Source organism: Agromyces sp. Y182 (genome assembly GCF_059445385.1).
This window is the reverse complement of sequence record NZ_JCAIUF010000002.1, coordinates 1,239,339-1,258,064: the sequence shown is the minus strand read 5'-3', so window position 1 is coordinate 1,258,064 and position 18,726 is coordinate 1,239,339. Positions and strand designations below refer to the sequence as shown.

The window sequence follows — 18,726 nt, the reverse complement described above, 5'->3', positions numbered from 1 at the left end:
CAGCCGAGCCCGGCCCCGATCGGGGCCGGCGCTCACGGCATTTCGCCGCGGGCATCCGAACGCACGGCGGTCCGCGAATCCAGCGCGAGCTCCTCGGCGTCGAGGGCGAAGAAGAGTTCGCGCATGACCTCCTCATTGAGGTGGCCCGCATCGCGTTCCTCGAGCACGACCTTCCTTCGCGCCGCGATCCACTGGCGGGAGAGTTCCGCGAATTCCGATTGGGAGGCGGCTGGCGGTGCATCCTCGTCGCTCTCGAGCTGACGGGCCCTCGTGGCATCCGCTCGAATGCGCTTTTCGAAGCGGTCGATGACGTCGTCGGCGAGTTCGGGGCCGAATCGTTCGCGCCACTCGGCTCGGCGGCTCTCGATGTAGGCGAGTCCGGCCTGATTGCTGCGATGCAGCACCGCTTGGATCTCCTTGCGGTCCTGCTCGCGTTCGTCGTCGGCGACGACGCCGAGTCGGCGGATGAGCACGGGCAGCGTGGTCGACTGCAACAGGAGCGTGCCGATGGTCACCACGAAGGCGATCAGGAACACCGTGCTGCCCGCGCTCGGATCGCCCGCCATCGTCGGGATCGCCGTCGCAGTGGCGAGCGTGACGACACCGCGCATGCCCGCCCACGAGATGACTGCGAGCTCTTTCGGCGCGAGCTGCGGCTCCACGTGGTATCTGCGGCCGTGCCTCGCCCAGACGGGCGCGAGCCGATTCCCGACTCGGCGCGACAGCCCGTAGCCGCCGAAGACCCAGACGATGCGTACGAGGATGACGGTCGCGAGCACGGCCAGAGCGATGGCGATGTTGCGCCAGAGGCCGAGGGGGCTCGACATCACGTCGAGGACCGCCGGGCTCAACTGCAGCCCGATGAGGGCGAATACGAGGCCCTCGAGGAGCACGTCGATCGACTGCCACAGCGGTCGTTCCTGCTGCCGAGTGGCATAGCCCGTCTTCGGCGCGTTGTAGCCGATCAGGATGCCGGCGGCCACGACCGCGAGCACGCCCGAGCCGCCGAGCCGCTCGGCGATCGCATATGCCGCGAACGGCACGAGCAGACCGATCGTGCCGAGGATGACGGAATCGTCGAGCCGCGTGCGCACGAGGGTCACGAGCCAGCCGATCAGCAGGCCGAGGCCGGTGCCGACGGCCACGGCGATCAGGAAGGAGCCGATGCCGTCGAGCCAGGTCACCGTGGCGCCCGCGACGATCGCGGCGAAGGTGCGGAACAGGGTGATCGACGTCGCATCGTTCACGAGGCTCTCGCCGGAGATCACCGTCATCACACGGCGAGGAAGGCCGAGCTTGCGCCCCACGGCTGCGGCGGAGACGGCGTCGGAGGGTGCGACGATGGCCCCGATGAGCAGCGCCATGGGGAGCCCGAGTGATGGGGCGATGAGCCAGACCACGAGTCCGACGGCGGCGGCGGTCGCGATCGGCAGGTAGATGCCGAGCCGCCGGATCTGGCGGATGCTGCGCCGGAAGTTCAGATAGGTGACATCGAGTGCGGCCGAGTACAGCAGCGGCGGCAGAACGAGACTCAGGACGAGCTCGCCGTCGACGTCGATCTCGGGAATCGCCGGAACGACCGACACGACGAAGGCGACCCCCATGACGAGGAGCGGAGCCGGCCAGCCGCGCCATCGGGCGAACGCGGTGACCGCGAGTGAACCGCCGAGCAACAGGAAGATCTCGCCGAGGTGCATGGATTCAGGGTAGGCGGAGATGCGGCGGTCGCGGAATGCGGTCGCACCCCGATCATGGCCGGATGTCGCGCCATGACGGCGTTATTTCGCCGGTGCGGACGCGTTCGTCGATGACAGGGTGAAGACATGACCGAGACGATCTCCACCCCGACGACAGCTGCCGTTCCGTCGCTCTTCGAGCACGTCGCCGATTCCGCCGCCGCGATCGCCCATTTCCGCGGTCGCCTCGGCTTCGAGTCCGATGTCTCGGATGTCGCCGCCGCGCTCGCCGACGCCGAGCGGGGGTTCGTGCTCGTCGACACTCGCAACGAAGCGTCGTGGGCGCAGGGACATGTGCCGGGTGCGATGCACTTGCCGGGCCGACGCGTCGCACCCGAGGCTGCGTCGCGCATTCCCGCCGGAATGCCGGTCGTCGTGTACTGCTGGGGGCCCGGATGCAACGGCGCGACACGCGCCGCACTCGAGTTCGCCCTGCTCGGTCATCCCGTGAAAGAGATGCTCGGCGGGTTCGAGTACTGGGTACGCGAGGGCTTCGCCTACGACACCGCCGACGGCCCGGCCCAGAGCCCCGCCGATGCGCTCACGAACGTCGCCGCGGAGGGCCTGCGCGGTGGTGCGGTCGCGAACGGCGACATCAGCTGCGCCTGCTGAGACGGGCCTCACGCACTCGGGCGGGCGTCGGCCGGGACATCGGCGCCCACCCGGGCACCGGGCGGGCGGGTGGGCAGGCACGCGGGCAAACAGGCCGGCAGATACGCCGACAGATACGCCGGCAGGCACGCCGGCAGAGACGACGCTGCGCCTCAGCCCGCAAGAGTGACGAGGGGCGCCTCGGAGTCGGCCACCCATTCTTCGAGCGACCCGTCGAACACCGCGACATCCGTGTGCCCGGCCCGCCGGAGTGCGAAGCCCGTGCCCGCCGCCGCGATGCCGGCCCCGCAGTAGACGACGATGCGCCCGGCGCCCGTCGAGGTCGCCGGGGCGAGACGCTCGGCGAGCGCGGCCCCGTGCAATTGCGTGCGGGATTCCCGGTCGACGACCGAGCCGACGGGAACGTTGACGCTTCCGGGGATGTGCCCGCGGCGTTCCCGCCGGCCGGTCTCGCCGCGGAAGTCGCCTCGGGGGAGCGCGCAGACGAGCGCGGCATCCGATTCACCATCGACGATGCGTCGCACCTCGTCGATGTCGGCCCAGTACCCGTCGACCGGCGTCAGAGAGAGCGCTCCGGCCATGCGCGGCGACTCGAAGCCGGAATCGAGCGGCCCGTCGCCGGCGCGCCACGCCGCGAGGCCGCCATCGAGCACCGCAGCCCCGTCGAATCCGGCGGAGGCGAGCAACCACCAGAGCCGTGCCGCCCATTGCCCGATCGACGAGTCGTAGATGACGACGATCGTCTCGTCGTCGATGCCGACCGCCCGTGCAGCGTGTTCGAGCCGCTCGAGATCGGGTCTCATGAAGGTGAGGCCGCCCGTAGGGTCGGAGAACTCCTCGAGCAGGTCGGCGAAGATCGCGCCGGGCACGTGTCCGTCGATGAGGTACTCGTCGAGCCCCGAGAGCCAGTGGAACCCGGCGGGCGCCTCGACACCGAGCACGCTCGCATCGACGACGACGAGGCGTTCATCGCCGAGATGCTCGGCGAGCCATGTTGCGGTGACGAGGGGGCCGGGGAGTTCGAGGGCGGGAGCGGTCATGGCGAAACGCTAGTCGTGCGGGCGGTCTGCGCCGGCGGAGGTCGCAACAGACCGTAACCGGCGCAGCGCCGCTTACCGGTGACCGGACACGTGCAGCCGTTTCCGGCTGCACGCTCAGCACTCGACGACGTTGACCGCGAGCCCGCCCTCGCTCGTCTCCTTGTACTTCGTCATCATGTCGAGCCCCGTCTGCCGCATCGTCTCGATGACGGTGTCGAGCGAGACGAGGTGCGTGCCGTCGCCGTGCAACGCGAGCCGCGCGGCCGAGACCGCAGTCGAGGACGCGATCGCGTTGCGCTCGATGCACGGAACCTGCACGAGACCCGCGACGGGGTCGCACGTGAGGCCGAGGTGGTGTTCCATCGCGATCTCGGCGGCGTTCTCGATCTGGCGCGGTGTGCCGCCGAGCACGGCGCAGAGCGCACCGGCCGCCATCGCGCACGCGGAGCCGACCTCGGCCTGGCAGCCGCCTTCGGCCCCCGAGATCGAGGCGTTCTTCTTCACGAGAGAGGCGATCGCGGCCGCGGTCAGCAGGTACCGGCGAATGCCGGCCGCATCCGCACCGGGCACGAACCTCAGGTAGTAGTGGCCGACGGCCGGGATGATGCCCGCTGCGCCGTTCGTCGGCGCGGTGACGACGCGCCCGCCCGAGGCGTTCTCTTCGTTCACCGCGAGGGCGAAAGCATGCAGCCACTCGGTCGACGTGTCGCGTCCGGATGCACCACTGTGTGCGGCCTCGTCGCGGTCGTACTCCTCGAGACGACGGCGCACGTGCGGTGCCCGACGCTTCACGCCGAGCCCGCCGGGCAGAGTGCCCTCGGTGGCGAGCCCATGGGCGACGCACGACGCCATCGCGGCCCAGATCGCGTCGAGTCCGGCGTCGATGCCCTCATCGCCGTGCACCGAGACCTCGTTGTACCTCGCGACGTCGCAGAACGAGACGCCGTGCTCTTCGCAGAGCGCGAGCAATTCGTCGGCGTTCGAATAGGGCAGCGGATGACGCAGCGCTTCGGCCTCGGACGCGGCTTCGCCCTCGCGGCGGATGAAGCCGCCGCCGACCGAGTAGTACGTCTCTTCGGCGAGGGGGAGCGGGCCGTCGCCCCATGCCTGCAGCGTCATCGCGTTGGGATGGCCTGGGAGGCGGGTGCGCGGTTCGAGGGAGAGATCGCTGCGGAGCATCCGCACGGCGTGGCCGCCCATGATGCGCACGGCGGTGCCGGCGGTGTCTTCGGTGCCGAGCCGCGACCAGGCGCCGCGCACCTCGTCGGGGTCGGAGTCATGCGGCTCGAGCCCGGCGAGTCCGGCGACGACCGCGTCGGGTGTGCCGTGACCGAGACCGGTCGCACCGAGCGACCCGTAGAGCGAGCACGTGATGCGGATCACGTGCTCGAGCACGTCGTCGCCCACGAGTCGCTCGGCGAAGGCACGTGCCGCCCGCATCGGGCCGACGGTGTGCGAACTCGAGGGGCCGATCCCGATCGAGAAGAGATCGAGGGCTGAGACGAACGCTGTCACACCCCAAGGCTACGCCGAGTCTCGCGCAGCGTTGCGGCGCAGACTCGCAGAATCATGCGCACGCGGCGCCGGTCACGCCCGTTCGGCGCAGGATCGCCAGCGTGCACGCACGTTGCCTCTCACGCCGTGTCAGCGGCCGACAGTGCCCTGTGAGCATCGTGTGAGCGTCGTGAAAGGGGCACCTCGCACGATGTGTTCATGACCACACAGACTGTCATGAAGACACAGACACAGACACGGAACCGGTCCGACTGGGCCGTCGAGGCCGAAGGCCTCGTCAAGACGTTCGGCTCGAACCGAGCGGTCGACGGCGTCGACCTGCGCGTCGCGACCGGATCCGTCTACGGCGTGCTCGGCCCGAACGGCGCGGGCAAGACCACGACCATCTCGATGCTCGCCACCCTGCTCAAGCCCGACGCCGGCCGCGCCGAGGTGTTCGGCCACGACGTCGTGCGCGAAGCGCAGATCGTGCGTCAGCTCATCGGCGTGACCGGGCAGTACGCCTCGGTCGACGAGACGCTCTCGGCAACCGAGAACCTCTTCCTCTTCGCCCGGCTCCAGGGGTACGGCGCGGGGGCGGCCCGCCGCAAATCGGTCGAGCTGCTCGAGGAGTTCGGTCTGACCGAAGCCGCACGCCGCCCCCTGAAGAACTTCTCCGGCGGCATGCGTCGCCGGCTCGACCTCGCGGCGAGCCTCATCGCGCAGCCCCCGCTCATCTTCCTCGACGAGCCGACGACCGGGCTCGACCCGCGCACCCGAGCCCAGATGTGGGAGACGATCCGCCGCCTCGTCGCGACCGGCTCGACCGTGCTGCTCACGACCCAGTACCTCGACGAGGCCGACCAGCTCGCCGACCGCATCGCGGTCATCGACCGCGGCCGTGTCGTCGCCGAGGGCACCGCCGACGAGCTCAAGGCCTCCGTCGGCGAATCGAGCCTCGAGCTGCGTCTCGCCGACCCGCGCGACCTCGCCGATGCCCGCGTCGCGATCGAACGCGTGCTCGGCGTGGTGCCCACCAGCTCGCCGGAGGCCGGGCGCATCACCGCCCCCATGCACGACCCCGACCGGGTCACCGAACTGCTCGTGACCCTGCGAGACGAGGGCGTGCGCCTCGCCGAGTTCAGCGTCTCAAAGCCGACGCTCGATGAGGCGTTCCTCGCGATCACGGGGCACGGCGCCGACGGTGAGACCGCCGCCGGGGCATCCGGCACCGACCCATTCGGCACCGACTCATTCGACAGCAAGGAGGGAAGCCGCGCATGACCACCATCACCACTACCCCACCCGCCGCGCGCGCCACCATCGTTCCGGGCACGGCTCGAGAACTCAAGAACCGCGTGACCTTCTCCGAGGTCGTCTCGCACACGCTCACGATGGCCTACCGTGGCCTGCTCAAGATCAAGCGCACTCCCGAGCAGCTCATCGACGTGACGGTGCAGCCGATTCTCTTCACCCTGATGTTCACGTACATCTTCGGTGGGGCGATCGCGGGCGACGTCGTGAGCTACCTGCCGACCATCATCCCGGGCATCCTCGTGCAGACCGTCATCACGACCTCGGTCGTCACAGGGGTGCAGCTGCGAGAAGACATGGACAAGGGCGTATTCGACCGCTTCCGTTCACTGCCGATCGCGCGCATCTCCCCGCTCTCTGGAGCCCTGCTCGCCGACACCGTGCGATACACCATCGCGACGACCCTCACCTTCGTGATGGGCTTCATCATGGGATTCCGCCCGGATGGCGGCATCTGGGCGATCATCGGGGCAGGCCTGCTCGTGATCGCGTGCTCGTGGGCGATCAGCTGGATCTTCGCGTTCTTCGGAGTGATCGCCCGCACCGCCTCGAGCGTGTCCGGCGTCTCGATGGTCGTGCTCTTCCCGCTCACCTTCCTCTCGAACGCGTTCGTGCCGGCTGACACGATGCCCGACTGGCTGCAGTGGTTCGTCGACATCAACCCGGTCTCGCACCTCGTGACCGCGGTGCGCGACCTCGTGAACACCGGCACCTGGGGAACCGACGCGGCGGTCTCGCTGCTCGGTGCCGCCGTGATCGTCGCGATCTTCGCGCCGCTCACCGTGCGGGCGTACATGCGGAAGGCGTAACCAGCCCGGCTACGGGAGACGCTCCGAGAGGAGCTCGATCGCCCGGTCGGCCGCGGCATCCGGAGACACGGATGCCGCGGCCGACCGGGCTTCGTGCACCCGCGTCGCGCCGAGCCGGCGCTCAGCATCGTCGATGCGTGCGGTGAGCACGAGCAACGAAAGGTCTTGACGAGGCGACAGCCGCTCGGCGAGCGCGAGCAGCTCGACGGCCCGTGGTTCGAGCCCCGGCACGGTCATGGCCCAGCTCGACCAGCCGACGAGCGCCGTGCCGAGCACCGGTTTGTCGCCGATGCCCGGCCGCACCCGATGCACGGCGAGCGTGAGAGCACGCAGCCGCCCCGCCAACTCGGCGACCTCGCCAGCATCGCGGGCGTCGGTGACGCCGGCGGCGACGAACGCCGCGAGCGTGAGAACGTACCACGGCGACGCCCGGCGGCCGGGCATCGTGTAACGGACGAGCGTGCGGCGCATGCGCTCGTGCGCCTCGGCGGTCTCGCCCCGCGCGCGAGCGATCTCGGAGAGCCCGAGTTCGCCGATCGCGCCGAGATCGAATCGGTCGTCGCCGACCCACTCGCCCTGCGTCATCCGTTCGAAGCGCACTTGGGCTTCATCGAGTCGACCGAGCGCGAACATGGCCGCCGCATCGATCCACTCGAGTTGGAGCAGGTCCGGCGCCGCGCCGAACCGCCGCAGGCGTCGTGAAGCCTCCGCGCTCCACCGCAACGCCTCGGCAGGTTGCGCGGACTGACTGGCCAGCTGCGCGAGCGTCATCGCCGCCATTGCGCCGATCCAGGCTTCCCCGCTCCGTTCCGAGAGGTCGAAGGTGCGTCGTGCGGCGATGGCGGCGGCTTCGATGTCGCCGTCGTTCTCTGCGAGCTGCGCCGCGAGGATGCCGCCGAACAGCGCCTCGGTGAGATCGTCGGAACCGGCCATGCGCTCGAGCGCGTCGCGCGTGCGCTTGAGATCGGGCATTGCGAGCAGGAACCCGGATGCTCCCCGCTGCCACGGTGCGAGCACCGCGCCCGAGCGCACGAGCCGGCGCAGGCGCGCGAGTGCGATGAGCCCCTGGCGCTGCTCGGCGACGAGGGCGGTCGCAGCCATCGTGATGTACGCCGTGGCGGTCGGCTCGGCGAACCGCGGTTCGGGAATGTGCCCGTGACTGGCCGCCAGCACGTCGGCGATGAACGCGAGCACCTCGTCGTGGCTGCCGCGCACCGACCACGAGTACGCGAGCACTGCGAAGACGACGAGCGCCACGTGCGCGTCGCGCGCGGCGATCGCCCCGCGCAGGATCGACACGAGATTGTCCTGCTCGAGCGCCACGCGGTGCAGCATGTCGAGCTGGCGCTGATCGCCCGTGCGCGTGAGCGATTCGATCGCGAATTCTGCGGCCCATTCGAACAGCGCGCTTCGGGCGTCATCGGTGCCACCGATCGAATCGAGTTCGAGCTGGCCGAACTCGCGCACGGTCTCGAGCATGCGGTAGCGAGGTGCGGTCGAGCCATGCGGCTCCGACACGGCCAGCAGGGATTGTGCGACCAACGCGTCGACGACGAAGTCGGCCGCAGTCTCGTCGGTTCCCAGCACCCGGGCGGCGGCATCGACGGCGAACCCGTCGACGAACAGCGAGAGTCGCGCGAGCGCGCGTTGCTGGGCCGGCTCGAGCAGGCGCCAGCTCCACTCGATCACCGCCTGCAGCGTGCGGTGCCGTTCGGGCGCAGCACGGTCGCCCGAGATGAGCAGGGCGAAACGATGCTCGAGTCGGGCTTCGATCTGCTCGACCGACATGGACCGCACTCGCGCGGCGGCCAGCTCGATGGCGAGCGGGAGCCCGTCGAGGTGCACGCAGAGGCGCTCGACGGCATCACGGGGGAGGGTCACGCCGGGGCGCGCGGAGCTCGCTCGGTCGAGGAACAGCTGTACGGCGGCGCCCGGCGCTCCGTCGACGCCGGTCGTCGGCAGGGCGTCCAAGGGATAGACGTGCTCTGCCGTGATCGCGAGCGGGCTGCGACTGGTCGCGAGCACCCTGAGTCGGGGAGACGCGGCGAGCAGCGTGGCCGTCCAGCGCGCGGCGCCGTCGATGACGTGCTCGCAATTGTCGAGCACGAGCAGGGTGGGGTGCTCGCTGAGCTGCTGGATGACGCGAGTCGCGAGATCGGGTCGCGGCGCGGCGTCGGCCAGTCGGGTGCTCGCCGTCGGCTCGCGGATGCCGAGCGTCGACGCGAAGGCCAGGGTCACATCGTCGTCGCTGCGCACGCTCGCGAGCTCGACGACCACGACCACCGGGTCGGCGGCCCGGGCGGCGACGGCTTGCGCGAGCCGCGTCTTGCCGAGACCTCCCGGACCGAGCACGGTCACGAGGCGCGTCGAGTGGAATTGCGCTTCGATGGCGCCGACGTCGGCTTCGCGCCCGAGCAGCTGATTGGGCTCGGCGCGGAGACCGAGGCGCACGTGCGTCGCGGCGCGGGGTTCGTCGTCGAGCAGCCTCGTGTTGAGTGAGACGAGTTCGGCACCGGGCGATGCGCCGAGTTCGTCGCGGAGTCGCCCGCGGAAGCGGCCGAACCGCTCGAGGGCCTCTTGGCGTCGGCCATCGTCTGCGAGCGCGCGCAGCAGCAGGTGCTGGAGGCGTTCGTTCAGCGGATGCATCGCGGTGAGCTGTTCGAGGTCGTCGACGGCTTCGCCGGAGCGCCCGGTCTCGAGCCGCGAACGGGCGCGCACCTCGATGAGCTCGTCTCGGAGCGCCCCCGCGGCCGTCGCGAGCTCCACCCCGATCGGAGCATCGCCCAGGTCGGCTCCTGGCTCGCCTCGCCACAGCGCGAGGGCGCGGTCGACGGCGTGCGATGCCTCGGAGGGGTCGTGATCGAGCAGGGATCGCGCGTGCGCGAGCAGCGACCTCGCGAGGGCGAGATCGCTCGGGCCGCCGGCGGTGTCGAGCGCGTAGCCGGTGCTCGTGGAGATGATCAGACCCTCGGCGGTCGTGCCGCGCGCGCGGGAGACGAGCGTCTGCAGCGCGGCCTTCGCGTTTCGGGGCGGGGCCTCGCCCCAGAGCTCGGCCGTGATCGCATTCGTGCTCAGACCACGCCCGCCGGGGCGATCGGCGGCCTCGGCGAGCAGCGCGATCAGGGCCTTCGCCAAAGCCCCGGGCGGTTCGACGAGGGTGCCGTTCCTGGCCTCGACGAGCACTGGCCCGAGGAGGGCGACGCGGGGCGCGTCGGTCGGGGTGTGCGGCACGCAGTCGAGCCTAATGCGAGTGGATCGTCATAGGCTTGAAGGCGATGTCGCAGACCAACTCCACCCCGTTCACCATCCGCCGGATCCGCGACGGCGAGACCGCCGCCGAGTCCGCGATCATCGAGGAGGCGTTCGCGTCCGGCCCCTACGGGCATCGGCCTGTGAGTGCCGAGCGGCGCGCCTTCGAACGGGATACGGCGGGTCGCGCGGCATCCGGAGCGGTGCTCGTCGCGGTCGCGGGCGAACGGCTGATCGGCACGGCGAGCGTCTTGCGAGCCGGCACGCCGAACGCCAGGGTCGCGAAACGAGGCGAGGCCGAGGTGCGCCTCGTCGCCGTGGCGCGTTCGGCGCAGGGTGCAGGCGTGGGCGAGGCCCTCATGCGGGCGAGCATGGAGACCGCGCTCGGGTGGGGCGCCGAGGCGATGGTGCTCGATACCGGTGAACTCAACACGCGGGCGCAGACGCTCTACGGCCGACTCGGGTTCGAGCGGCTCCCCGAGCGAGACCCGGACGACGAGGTCGAATCGCTCGCGTACGGGTTCAGCCTGCAGGCGCGAGACGACGTGCGCGTGCGGCTCATGCTGGCCGATGAGGCCGACGCAGTCTCCGAACTCGTCGAGCGTGCGTACGCGAACGACTTCGAATTGAACCCGGCGTATCGGGCGGACATCGCCGCGGTCGCCGAGCGAGCGCGCGACCACCAGGTCTGGGTCGCGACGGATGCCTCGAGCGGCGCGATCCTCGGCACGGCTTCGACACCCGTGGCGGGCGCTGCGATCTCACCGCTCGCCCGTGCCGGTGAGCTCGACTTCCGGTTCCTCGGGGTGGCGGCCGAGGCGCGTCGCCGCGGCATCGGGGAAGTCCTCGTCGAGCATGTCTTGCGGCTCGCACGCATCCGCGGCGTCGACCGTGTGGTGCTCAACACCGGCGGCGACATGGTGTCTGCGCGGCGGCTCTATGAGCGCCTTGGCTTCGCGCGGCTGCATGATCGGGAGTTCACGTTCGAGCGGCCCGATGGTTCGAGCTTCCTCATGCTGGCGTACGGTCGCGAGATCGACGAGGTCGACGCTGCACGGGGCGAGGTGGGCGTCGCCTGAACTCAGGCCGCCTCGGGCGTGGTGACCAGCGCCATCCATTGCTCGGGCTGTTCGAGCGGCCGGAACCCGAACCTCTCGTAGAGTCCGTGAGCGTCGCCCGTAGTGAGCGCGATGCGTCGTAGCCCGAGCGGTGCGAGCGATTCGACGACGCCGTCGATGAGCGCAACGCCGACGCCGCGCCCACGGGCCTCGACGGCGACGAAGACGTCGCACAGCCACGCGAAGGTGACGCCGTCGGTGATGACCCGGGCGTACGCGAGTTGCTCGCCGGTGGATCGGTCGTAGATTCCGAAGTTGCGCGAAGCGGCGACCGCAGCGTCGTGGGCTGCGCGCGATCGCCCGATCGCCCAGTAGGACTCTTCGGAGAGCCATGCGTGGATGAGCTCGAGATCGAGACGCGTGGGATCGGTGGAGAACTCGAAGTCGTCGGGGGATTCTGCAGGCATATTCCGATGCAACCGTGGATGCCCTCGCTGAGCAACGGCCAATCGTCGTTCGATGGCATTGCCCCGCTCATCCGATAAGCAACCAGAGTTGACAAGTTGCGCCGAGCAACCTAGGTTGCTTATATGCCCCCGCCGAATCAGCAGAGCCCGGAACCCACCGGAGCAGAGGCCGATGACCTCGCCGCCGTCGTCGCACTCCGCGAGCTCGCCGACCAGCTCGAAGACGCCGCCGTCGAACGCGCCATGCGCGCCGGCTGGAGTTGGAGCCAGGTCGCCGAGGCGCTCGGCGTGACCAGGCAGGCCGTGCACAAGAAGCACCACCGGCGACTCGAGACCGCGGGACTCGAACTGAGGAGGCGAAGTGTCTGACCAACTGCACGAAGATCTCGGCGTGACGCTGAAGACCGTGATCAAGGCTTCGATCGACGAGGCCATTCGGCGGGGCGCGGCCAAGGTCGAGGCCGAGCATCTGCTGCTCGCGATCGCTGGGAGCGGGGATGCCGCAGCCCAGGTGCTCGCCGACACGGGACTCGATCATGCCGCGATCGAGGTGGCTCTGCAGGATGAGCGCGAACGCTCGCTGCGGGCCGCGGGCATCGAGCCCGTCTCGGGCGGTCGGCTCCAGGCCACTCGCAACTCCCGTCCGGTCTGGGGTGCGTCGATCCGCGACGCGCTGCGCCGTGGCGACTTCATGGCGCACCGGGGCCGTGGCCGCGCCGAACGCGAACGCCTCGCCGTCGGCGACGCGCTCATCGGCATATTGCGCGCCGATCTCGGCACCGTGCCTCGCGCCCTCGAATACGCCGGCGTCGACCGTGCAGCACTCATCGCTCGACTCGAGCAGTTCTGAGGGGCAGATGACCATCCGATTCAATGACCTGGCCGTCGAGGCCGAGGGTCTCGTGAAGTCGTTCGGGGCGACTCGCGCCGTCGACGGCGTCGACCTTCGCGTCGCCACGGGCAGCGTCTACGGCGTGCTCGGGCCGAACGGCGCGGGCAAGACGACGACCATCTCGATGCTCGCCACCCTGCTCAGGCCCGAGGCGGGGCATGCCCGTGTCTTCGGGCACGATGTCGTGCGTGAATCCCAGGTCGTGCGCCAGCTCATCGGCCTCACCGGTCAGTTCGCGTCGCTCGACGACATGCTCTCCGGCATCGAGAACCTCGTGCTCTTCGCCGTGCTGCAGGGATTCAGCCGTCGCGACGCCAGAGCGAAGGCGGGGGAGCTGATCGAGGAGTTCGGGCTCGGGGATGCCGCGAAGAAGCCGGTCACGCAGTACTCAGGCGGCATGCGGCGGCGCCTCGACCTCGCGGCGAGCCTCATCGCGCAGCCTCCGCTCATCTTCCTCGACGAGCCGACGACGGGCCTCGACCCGCGCACCCGTGCGCAGATGTGGGCGACGATCCGTCGACTCGTCGCGACGGGATCGACCGTGCTGCTCACCACCCAATACCTCGATGAGGCCGACCAGCTCGCCGACCGCGTCGCCGTCATCGACCGGGGCAGAGTCGTGGCAGAGGGCACGACCGATGAGCTGAAGGCGTCGGTCGGCGAATCGAGCCTGCAACTCCGGCTCGCCGACGGCGGCGACCTCGATGACGCGGTCATGGCGATCGAGCGCGTGCTCGGCACGTCCCCGACGCGCTCGCCCGAGAACGCTCGGCTCACCGCACCCATGCACGATCCAGACCGAGTCACCGAACTTCTGGTGACCTTCCGCGAGGCCGGCATCCATCTCGCCGAGCTGAGCGTCTCGAAACCGACCCTCGACGAGGCGTTCCTCACCCTCACCGGCCACGGAGTCGAACTCGGCGAAGCGGATGCCGCGGCATCCGCTGCCCTCGAAGGAGCGGGCGCATGAGCACCGCAGCCATCACCCCATCGTCGATCACCCCGGGCGCCGAGCGCTCGCTCGCGAATTCCGTGAGCCTCGGCCAGACACTGTCGAACTCGCTCGCGATGGCGTGGCGTGGTCTCCTGAAGATCAAGCGCACGCCCGAGCAGCTCTTCGACGTGACGTTCCAGCCGATCCTGCTGACGGTGATGTTCACGTACATCTTCGGCGGGGCGATCTCCGGCACCCCCGAGGACTACCTGCCGTTCATCGTGCCCGGGATTCTCGTGCAGACCGTGATCATGACCTCGGTCGTCACGGGCGTGCAGTTGCGCGAAGACATGGCGAAGGGGGTCTTCGACCGGTTCCGGTCGCTGCCGATCGCCCGCGTTGCGCCGCTCGCGGGCGCACTGCTCGCCGACACCGTGCGCTACGCGATCGCCGGGCTCGTCACCTTCGGCACGGCGCTCATCATGGGCTACCGCCCGGGCGGCGGCTTCGCCGGCGTCGCGCTCGCGACCGTGCTCGTCATCGTCTCGGCATGGTCGCTCAGCTGGATCTTCGCCTTCTTCGGCGTCATGGCGCGCTCGGCCGCCGCCGTGCAGGGGATCTCGCTCATGGTGCTCTTTCCGCTGACGTTCCTCTCGAACGCCTTCGTCCCGGCGTCGACGCTGCCCGACTGGCTCGGCTGGTTCGTCGCGGTGAACCCCGTGTCGCATCTGGTGACCGCCGCCCGCGACCTGACGATGACGGGAACGGCGGGCGTCGAAGTCTGGTTCGCACTGCTGGGCTCGCTCGCCGTGGTGGCCGCGTTCGCACCGCTCACGGTGCGGGCCTACATGCGGAAGGCGTGACCGCGGTACTCGGCCCAGCGTCTTTCGGTTCGTGATCTGCCCGGTGTCGACGACCGATCGTCATTCGATGGCTTCGCCCGATCACCGGATGGGCACCCAGCGTCGACGATTGTGGACCAATCTCGTCGAGGATTGTTGACCAATCTCGTCGAGCATCGTACGTTGCTTTCATGACCGCGCACATCCCAATGGGAGAGTCCATCACCCTGTGGGACAGCGTTGTCCTGTGACCGAAAGGACCTCAGTGAAATCCAGAATCCTCGTCTTCGCGGGCTCGTTGGCCATCGCGGCACCACTCGCACTCGGCGCGGCGGGGGTGGCCAGCGCGGCACCGACCGACAACCCGCCGGTCACGCTCGTCGGCAACGCCACTGCCCCGATCTACGACTACGCCGGCGCCATTCGGGAGACGGTATGGGTCACCGCCCCCGACCTCGACGGGGACGGTGACGACGAGCGGATCGCGACCGACATCATCCGCCCCACCGAACTGGACGGCAACGCCCGGGTCCCGATCATCATGGACGCCAGCCCCTACTACCTGAGCTCCGGACGGGGTAACGAGGCGGAGCGCAAGGTCTATGACGCCGACGGCAACCTCGTGAATTTCCCGCTCTACTACGACAACTACTTCGTGCCCCGCGGCTACGCGTTCGTCGCCGTCGACATGGCCGGAACTGCCCGTTCGACCGGTTGCACCGACGAAGGTGGCCGCTCCGACATCGAGTCGGTCAAGGCCGTCGTGGAGTGGCTGGGTGGCAAGGGGGTCGCCCACGACGCCAGCGGAACCGTCGTCAACGCCGACTGGAGCAATGGCAAGACCGGCATGATCGGCAAGTCCTACGACGGGACCCTGGCCAATGGTGTCGCTGCCACCGGCGTCGACGGCTTGAAGACGATCGTGCCGATCAGCGCGATCAGCTCGTGGTACGACTACAACCGCTGGCAGGGCGCGGTGAAGTCCAACAACTACCCGAGCAGCCTGTCCCGGTCGGTCGCGTCCAACCGGACCATCGAGACCGACTGCTCGGCGCGGCTGAACTGGATGAACGCCAACGACGGTGACGAGACGGGCGCCTATACCGACTTCTGGGCCGAGCGCGACTACCGCGAGGGCACCTACTACGACGTGTCCAACGTCAAGGCCAGCGTGTTCATCATCCACGGACTGCAGGACACCAACGTCAAGACGATGAACGCCTCGAAGTGGTGGGACGACCTCGGCGAGCAGGGCGTGGACCGCAAGATGTGGCTCACCCGCCTCGGTCACGTGGACCCCTTCGACTCCGAGCGCGCCCTGTGGGTCGACACCCTTCACCGATGGTTCGACCACGAGCTCATGGACGTCGACAACGGCATCGACCGTGAGCCCGCGGTGAGCGTCGAGACCGCGCCGAACCAGTGGGAGCAGTCACGGACCTGGCCGATCTCGTCGGCACGCACCCAGACGCTGAACCTGCACTCCGACGGCACGATGATGCTGGGCAAGCAGGACCGCTCCACGGCCAGCTACATCAACTCCACGTCGCTGAGCGAGGCGAACGCAGTCAGAATCGGCGACAACCCCAACCGGCTGCAATTCCTCACCGGCACGACGAAGCACGACGTGCGGATCTCGGGCACGCCGACGCTTGACCTCGATGTCACGCACACCGCGCCGGTCGGGCAGGTGTCGGTCATGCTGGTCGACTACGGCGTGATGGATCGCATCAGCTCCGCCGGTGACGGTGCGCAAACGCTGAGCACGGAGTCCTGCTGGGGCCCGGCGACCGCAACCGACGACGCCTGCTACAACGAGGTCGCCAAGCGCATCTCGAGCACCGAGCTGCAGGTGCTGGCCCGGGGCTGGGCCCGTCTGGACGGGGCCGGCAACCACAAGGTCACCGTCGAACTGGCTGCCAGCGACGTCGTCGTCCCGGCAGGTCACCAGCTCGGCGTCGTGGTCAGCGGCAGCCGCAACGGTGTCTTGGCCGCCGACAACGCGGCGACCACCTACACGGTCGGTCTGAGCGGTTCGAAACTGAATCTTCCGGTCTCGGGCCCGATGGCCGGCTTCGGCCCGGGTCACCTGGCCGCGAAGGACACCGAGCACCTGAGCCCGGGAACCCTGCCCAACCTCGACGAAACGGTGTGGCCCGGCAACTGACCCTCTCGGCGGGGGGAGGCGCCCCGCTGCCCGCCGGACGGGTGGCGGTGGCGCACCGCCACCCGTTCGGCGGGCGGGCCCGCTCAGCGAGCTCAGCGGTAAACGGCCATTTCCGTTTGCCGCTGGGCTCGCTCGCGAGTGGAGGCGTTGCAGCGGCCCGGCGAGCGCTTGACCGGTTCCGTCAGCGCAACGTCTTGCGGGCCGTGATCTGACCGGTGTCGAAACCGAGCAGGTGCAATCCGCCGTGGAACCGGGCGTGCTCGACCTTGATGCAGCGGTCCATGACGACCGTCAGGCCCTTCGCCTCGCCGTCGTACGCAGCGTCCTGGTTCCAGATGCCGAGCTGCACCCAGATGGTCTTGGCACCGGATGCCACGACCTCGTCGACGACCTGCGGGATGTCGCTGCCGCGGCGGAACACCACGACGATGTCCGGCACTTCGGGCAGGTCGGCGAGGCTCGCGTACGCGGGTTGCCCGAGGATCTCGGTCGCGTTCGGGTTCACGAAGTACAGCCGGTAGTCGCTCGACTGCTGCAGGTAGGTGCCGACGAAGAAGCTCGACCGGGCCGGGTTCGGCGAGGCGCCGACGATCGCGACCGACTTCGCGGCGCGCAGGATCGCGAGGCGCTGCTTCGCGTCGGGGCCGGTCCAGGTGCGCTGCGACTTCAAGAGCTTTGCGAGCGGTGAGCTCGCAGGCAGCTCGCAGGAGAGGCCGTTGACGAGGCGCACGGTCTCCGTGGCGTCGTCGATGATGGCTGCATCCGCGCCGTCCTGAGCCTGTCGAAGGGTCGTCATCGTGTTGCTCCCGTCGCGATCGTGAGGGCCTGGTCGAGATCGTCGATGATGTCTTCCACATCCTCGATGCCGACGGACAGGCGCACAACCCCCGGCAGGACGCCCGCGTCGACGAGCTGCTGCTCGCTCAGCTGCGCGTGCGTCGTCGATGCGGGATGGATGATGAGGGTCTTCGCGTCGCCGATGTTGGCGAGGTGGCTCGCGAGGTTGACGTTCTCGATGAGCGCCTGGCCGACGGCGCGGCCGCCCTTCACCTCGAAGCTGAACACCGACCCAGCACCCTTCGGGAGGTACTTCTGCGCGCGGTCGTGATGCGGGTGATCGGGCAGGCCCGCCCAGAGCACACGCTCGATGCGCGAGTCGGACTCGAGCCATTCCGCGACCACGCGGGCGTTGTCGACGTGCGCCTGGATGCGGTACGGCAGCGTCTCGACGCCCTGCGCGAGCAGGAAGGCCGAGTGCGGTGCGAGCGCCGGCCCGATGTCGCGCAGCTGCTCGGCGCGGAGCCGGGTGAGGAACGCGTACTCGCCGAAGTTGCCCGACCACTGCAAGCCCCCATAGCTCGGCACGGGCTGGCCGAAGAGCGGGAACTTCTCGGAGTGCCAGTCGAACCGGCCCGACTCGACGACGACGCCGCCGAGGGTCGTGCCGTGACCGCCGAGGAACTTCGTGGCCGAGTGGGTGACGATGTCGGCGCCCCACTCGATCGGCCGGTTGAGGTACGGCGTGGGGATGGTGGAGTCGACGATGAACGGGATGCCGTGTGCATGGGCGACGTCGGCGAGCGCCTCGAGGTCGGCGATCTCGCCGGAGGGGTTTGCGATCGTCTCGACGAAGAGCGCCTTGGTCTTGTCGGTGATCGCGGCGGCGTAGTCTTCGGCGTTCGCGCTGCGCACGAAGGTCGTCTCGATGCCGAAGCGGCGCAGGGTCACATCGAGCTGCGTGATCGAACCGCCGTAGAGGTTCGCCGAGGCGACGATGTGATCGCCCGCGCCTGCGAGGCTCGCGAAGGTGATGTACTGCGCGGAGAGGCCGGATGCCGTCGCGACCGCGCCGAGCCCGCCCTCGAGGCTCGCGACGCGCTCCTCGAAGCTCGCGACGGTCGGGTTCGCGAGGCGCGAGTAGATGTTGCCGTACTTCTGCAGTGCGAAGCGTGCCGCAGCGTCTGCGGTGTCATCGAAGACGTACGCGCTCGTCTGGTAGATCGGCAGCGCGCGGGCGCCCGTCACCTGGTCGGGGATGTTGCCCGCATGGATGGCGCGGGTCTTGAAGCCGTATTCGCGGTCTGCCATGCGGCTAACGCTACCGAGCGCGTG

At 69.4% G+C, this 18,726-nt stretch carries 16 protein-coding genes; 9 read left to right on the top strand and 7 right to left on the bottom strand.

What is annotated here, in order from left to right; all coding sequences use genetic code 11:
• Positions 1-32 precede the first annotated feature (32 nt).
• Positions 33-1,697, bottom strand: a complete 1,665-nt coding sequence (locus AC1C2R_RS20420; protein ID WP_495381095.1) for a cation:proton antiporter — start codon at positions 1,695-1,697, stop codon at positions 33-35.
• Positions 1,698-1,823: 126 nt separating this feature from the next.
• Here AC1C2R_RS20420 and AC1C2R_RS20415 point away from each other — a divergent pair, with 126 nt between their 5' ends.
• A complete protein-coding gene (locus tag AC1C2R_RS20415) occupies positions 1,824-2,348 on the top strand; it encodes a rhodanese-like domain-containing protein (RefSeq protein WP_495381094.1) in 525 nt (174 codons plus the stop codon).
• Positions 2,349-2,500: 152 nt separating this feature from the next.
• On the opposite strand, the gene AC1C2R_RS20410 is transcribed toward AC1C2R_RS20415, so the two are convergent.
• Together AC1C2R_RS20410 and AC1C2R_RS20405 are read right to left on the bottom strand one after the other, a co-directional pair.
• Positions 2,501-3,388 carry a sulfurtransferase gene (locus AC1C2R_RS20410; protein WP_495381093.1) on the bottom strand — a complete coding sequence of 296 codons (888 nt, stop codon included), beginning with the start codon at positions 3,386-3,388 and terminating at the stop codon, positions 2,501-2,503.
• A gap of 114 nt (positions 3,389-3,502) precedes the next feature.
• Entirely contained in the window at positions 3,503-4,903 is a 1,401-nt protein-coding gene (locus AC1C2R_RS20405) for an L-serine ammonia-lyase (RefSeq protein ID WP_495381092.1), read from the bottom strand.
• Between the two features lie 198 nt (positions 4,904-5,101).
• Here AC1C2R_RS20405 and AC1C2R_RS20400 point away from each other — a divergent pair, with 198 nt between their 5' ends.
• Both AC1C2R_RS20400 and AC1C2R_RS20395 read left to right on the top strand, forming a co-directional pair.
• On the top strand, positions 5,102-6,166 hold the full coding sequence (locus tag AC1C2R_RS20400; protein WP_495381091.1) for an ATP-binding cassette domain-containing protein: 1,065 nt from the start codon (positions 5,102-5,104) through the stop codon (positions 6,164-6,166).
• Positions 6,163-7,005 carry an ABC transporter permease gene (locus AC1C2R_RS20395; protein ID WP_495353274.1) on the top strand — a complete coding sequence of 281 codons (843 nt, stop codon included), beginning with the start codon at positions 6,163-6,165 and terminating at the stop codon, positions 7,003-7,005. The genes AC1C2R_RS20400 and AC1C2R_RS20395 overlap by 4 nt, the downstream gene beginning before the upstream one ends.
• Before the next feature lie 9 nt (positions 7,006-7,014).
• Here the strand turns inward: AC1C2R_RS20395 and AC1C2R_RS20390 are convergent, their stop codons facing one another.
• Positions 7,015-10,236: an ATP-binding protein gene (locus tag AC1C2R_RS20390; RefSeq protein ID WP_495381090.1), complete on the bottom strand. Its 3,222-nt coding sequence runs from the start codon at positions 10,234-10,236 to the stop codon at positions 7,015-7,017.
• Positions 10,237-10,280: 44 nt separating this feature from the next.
• Here AC1C2R_RS20390 and AC1C2R_RS20385 point away from each other — a divergent pair, with 44 nt between their 5' ends.
• Positions 10,281-11,333: a GNAT family N-acetyltransferase gene (locus AC1C2R_RS20385; protein ID WP_495381089.1), complete on the top strand. Its 1,053-nt coding sequence runs from the start codon at positions 10,281-10,283 to the stop codon at positions 11,331-11,333.
• A gap of 2 nt (positions 11,334-11,335) precedes the next feature.
• Here AC1C2R_RS20385 and AC1C2R_RS20380 read toward each other — a convergent pair whose 3' ends face one another.
• Entirely contained in the window at positions 11,336-11,779 is a 444-nt protein-coding gene (locus AC1C2R_RS20380; RefSeq protein WP_495381088.1) for a GNAT family N-acetyltransferase, read from the bottom strand.
• Between the two features lie 123 nt (positions 11,780-11,902).
• Here AC1C2R_RS20380 and AC1C2R_RS20375 point away from each other — a divergent pair, with 123 nt between their 5' ends.
• The 5 genes from AC1C2R_RS20375 to AC1C2R_RS20355 all read left to right on the top strand — a co-directional run bounded on the left by AC1C2R_RS20375 (position 11,903) and on the right by AC1C2R_RS20355 (position 16,614).
• On the top strand, positions 11,903-12,148 hold the full coding sequence (locus AC1C2R_RS20375) for a helix-turn-helix domain-containing protein (protein ID WP_495353278.1): 246 nt from the start codon (positions 11,903-11,905) through the stop codon (positions 12,146-12,148).
• Complete coding sequence (locus tag AC1C2R_RS20370) at positions 12,141-12,629, top strand: Clp protease N-terminal domain-containing protein (protein WP_495381087.1); 489 nt, start codon at positions 12,141-12,143, stop codon at positions 12,627-12,629. Before AC1C2R_RS20375 ends, AC1C2R_RS20370 begins: the two co-directional genes overlap by 8 nt.
• A 7-nt stretch (positions 12,630-12,636) precedes the next feature.
• Positions 12,637-13,641: an ATP-binding cassette domain-containing protein gene (locus tag AC1C2R_RS20365; RefSeq protein WP_495381086.1), complete on the top strand. Its 1,005-nt coding sequence runs from the start codon at positions 12,637-12,639 to the stop codon at positions 13,639-13,641.
• Entirely contained in the window at positions 13,638-14,468 is an 831-nt protein-coding gene (locus AC1C2R_RS20360; RefSeq protein ID WP_495381085.1) for an ABC transporter permease, read from the top strand. The genes AC1C2R_RS20365 and AC1C2R_RS20360 overlap by 4 nt, the downstream gene beginning before the upstream one ends.
• Positions 14,469-14,712: 244 nt before the next feature.
• Positions 14,713-16,614: a CocE/NonD family hydrolase gene (locus AC1C2R_RS20355; RefSeq protein WP_495381084.1), complete on the top strand. Its 1,902-nt coding sequence runs from the start codon at positions 14,713-14,715 to the stop codon at positions 16,612-16,614.
• A 181-nt stretch (positions 16,615-16,795) separates the two neighbouring features.
• Here AC1C2R_RS20355 and AC1C2R_RS20350 read toward each other — a convergent pair whose 3' ends face one another.
• Together AC1C2R_RS20350 and AC1C2R_RS20345 are read right to left on the bottom strand one after the other, a co-directional pair.
• On the bottom strand, positions 16,796-17,410 hold the full coding sequence (locus AC1C2R_RS20350) for a CoA-binding protein (protein ID WP_495353283.1): 615 nt from the start codon (positions 17,408-17,410) through the stop codon (positions 16,796-16,798).
• Positions 17,407-18,702, bottom strand: coding sequence for an O-acetylhomoserine aminocarboxypropyltransferase/cysteine synthase family protein (locus AC1C2R_RS20345; RefSeq protein WP_495381083.1), 1,296 nt, complete (start codon positions 18,700-18,702; stop codon positions 17,407-17,409). The genes AC1C2R_RS20350 and AC1C2R_RS20345 overlap by 4 nt, the downstream gene beginning before the upstream one ends.
• Between the last annotated feature and the right edge of the window lie 24 nt (positions 18,703-18,726).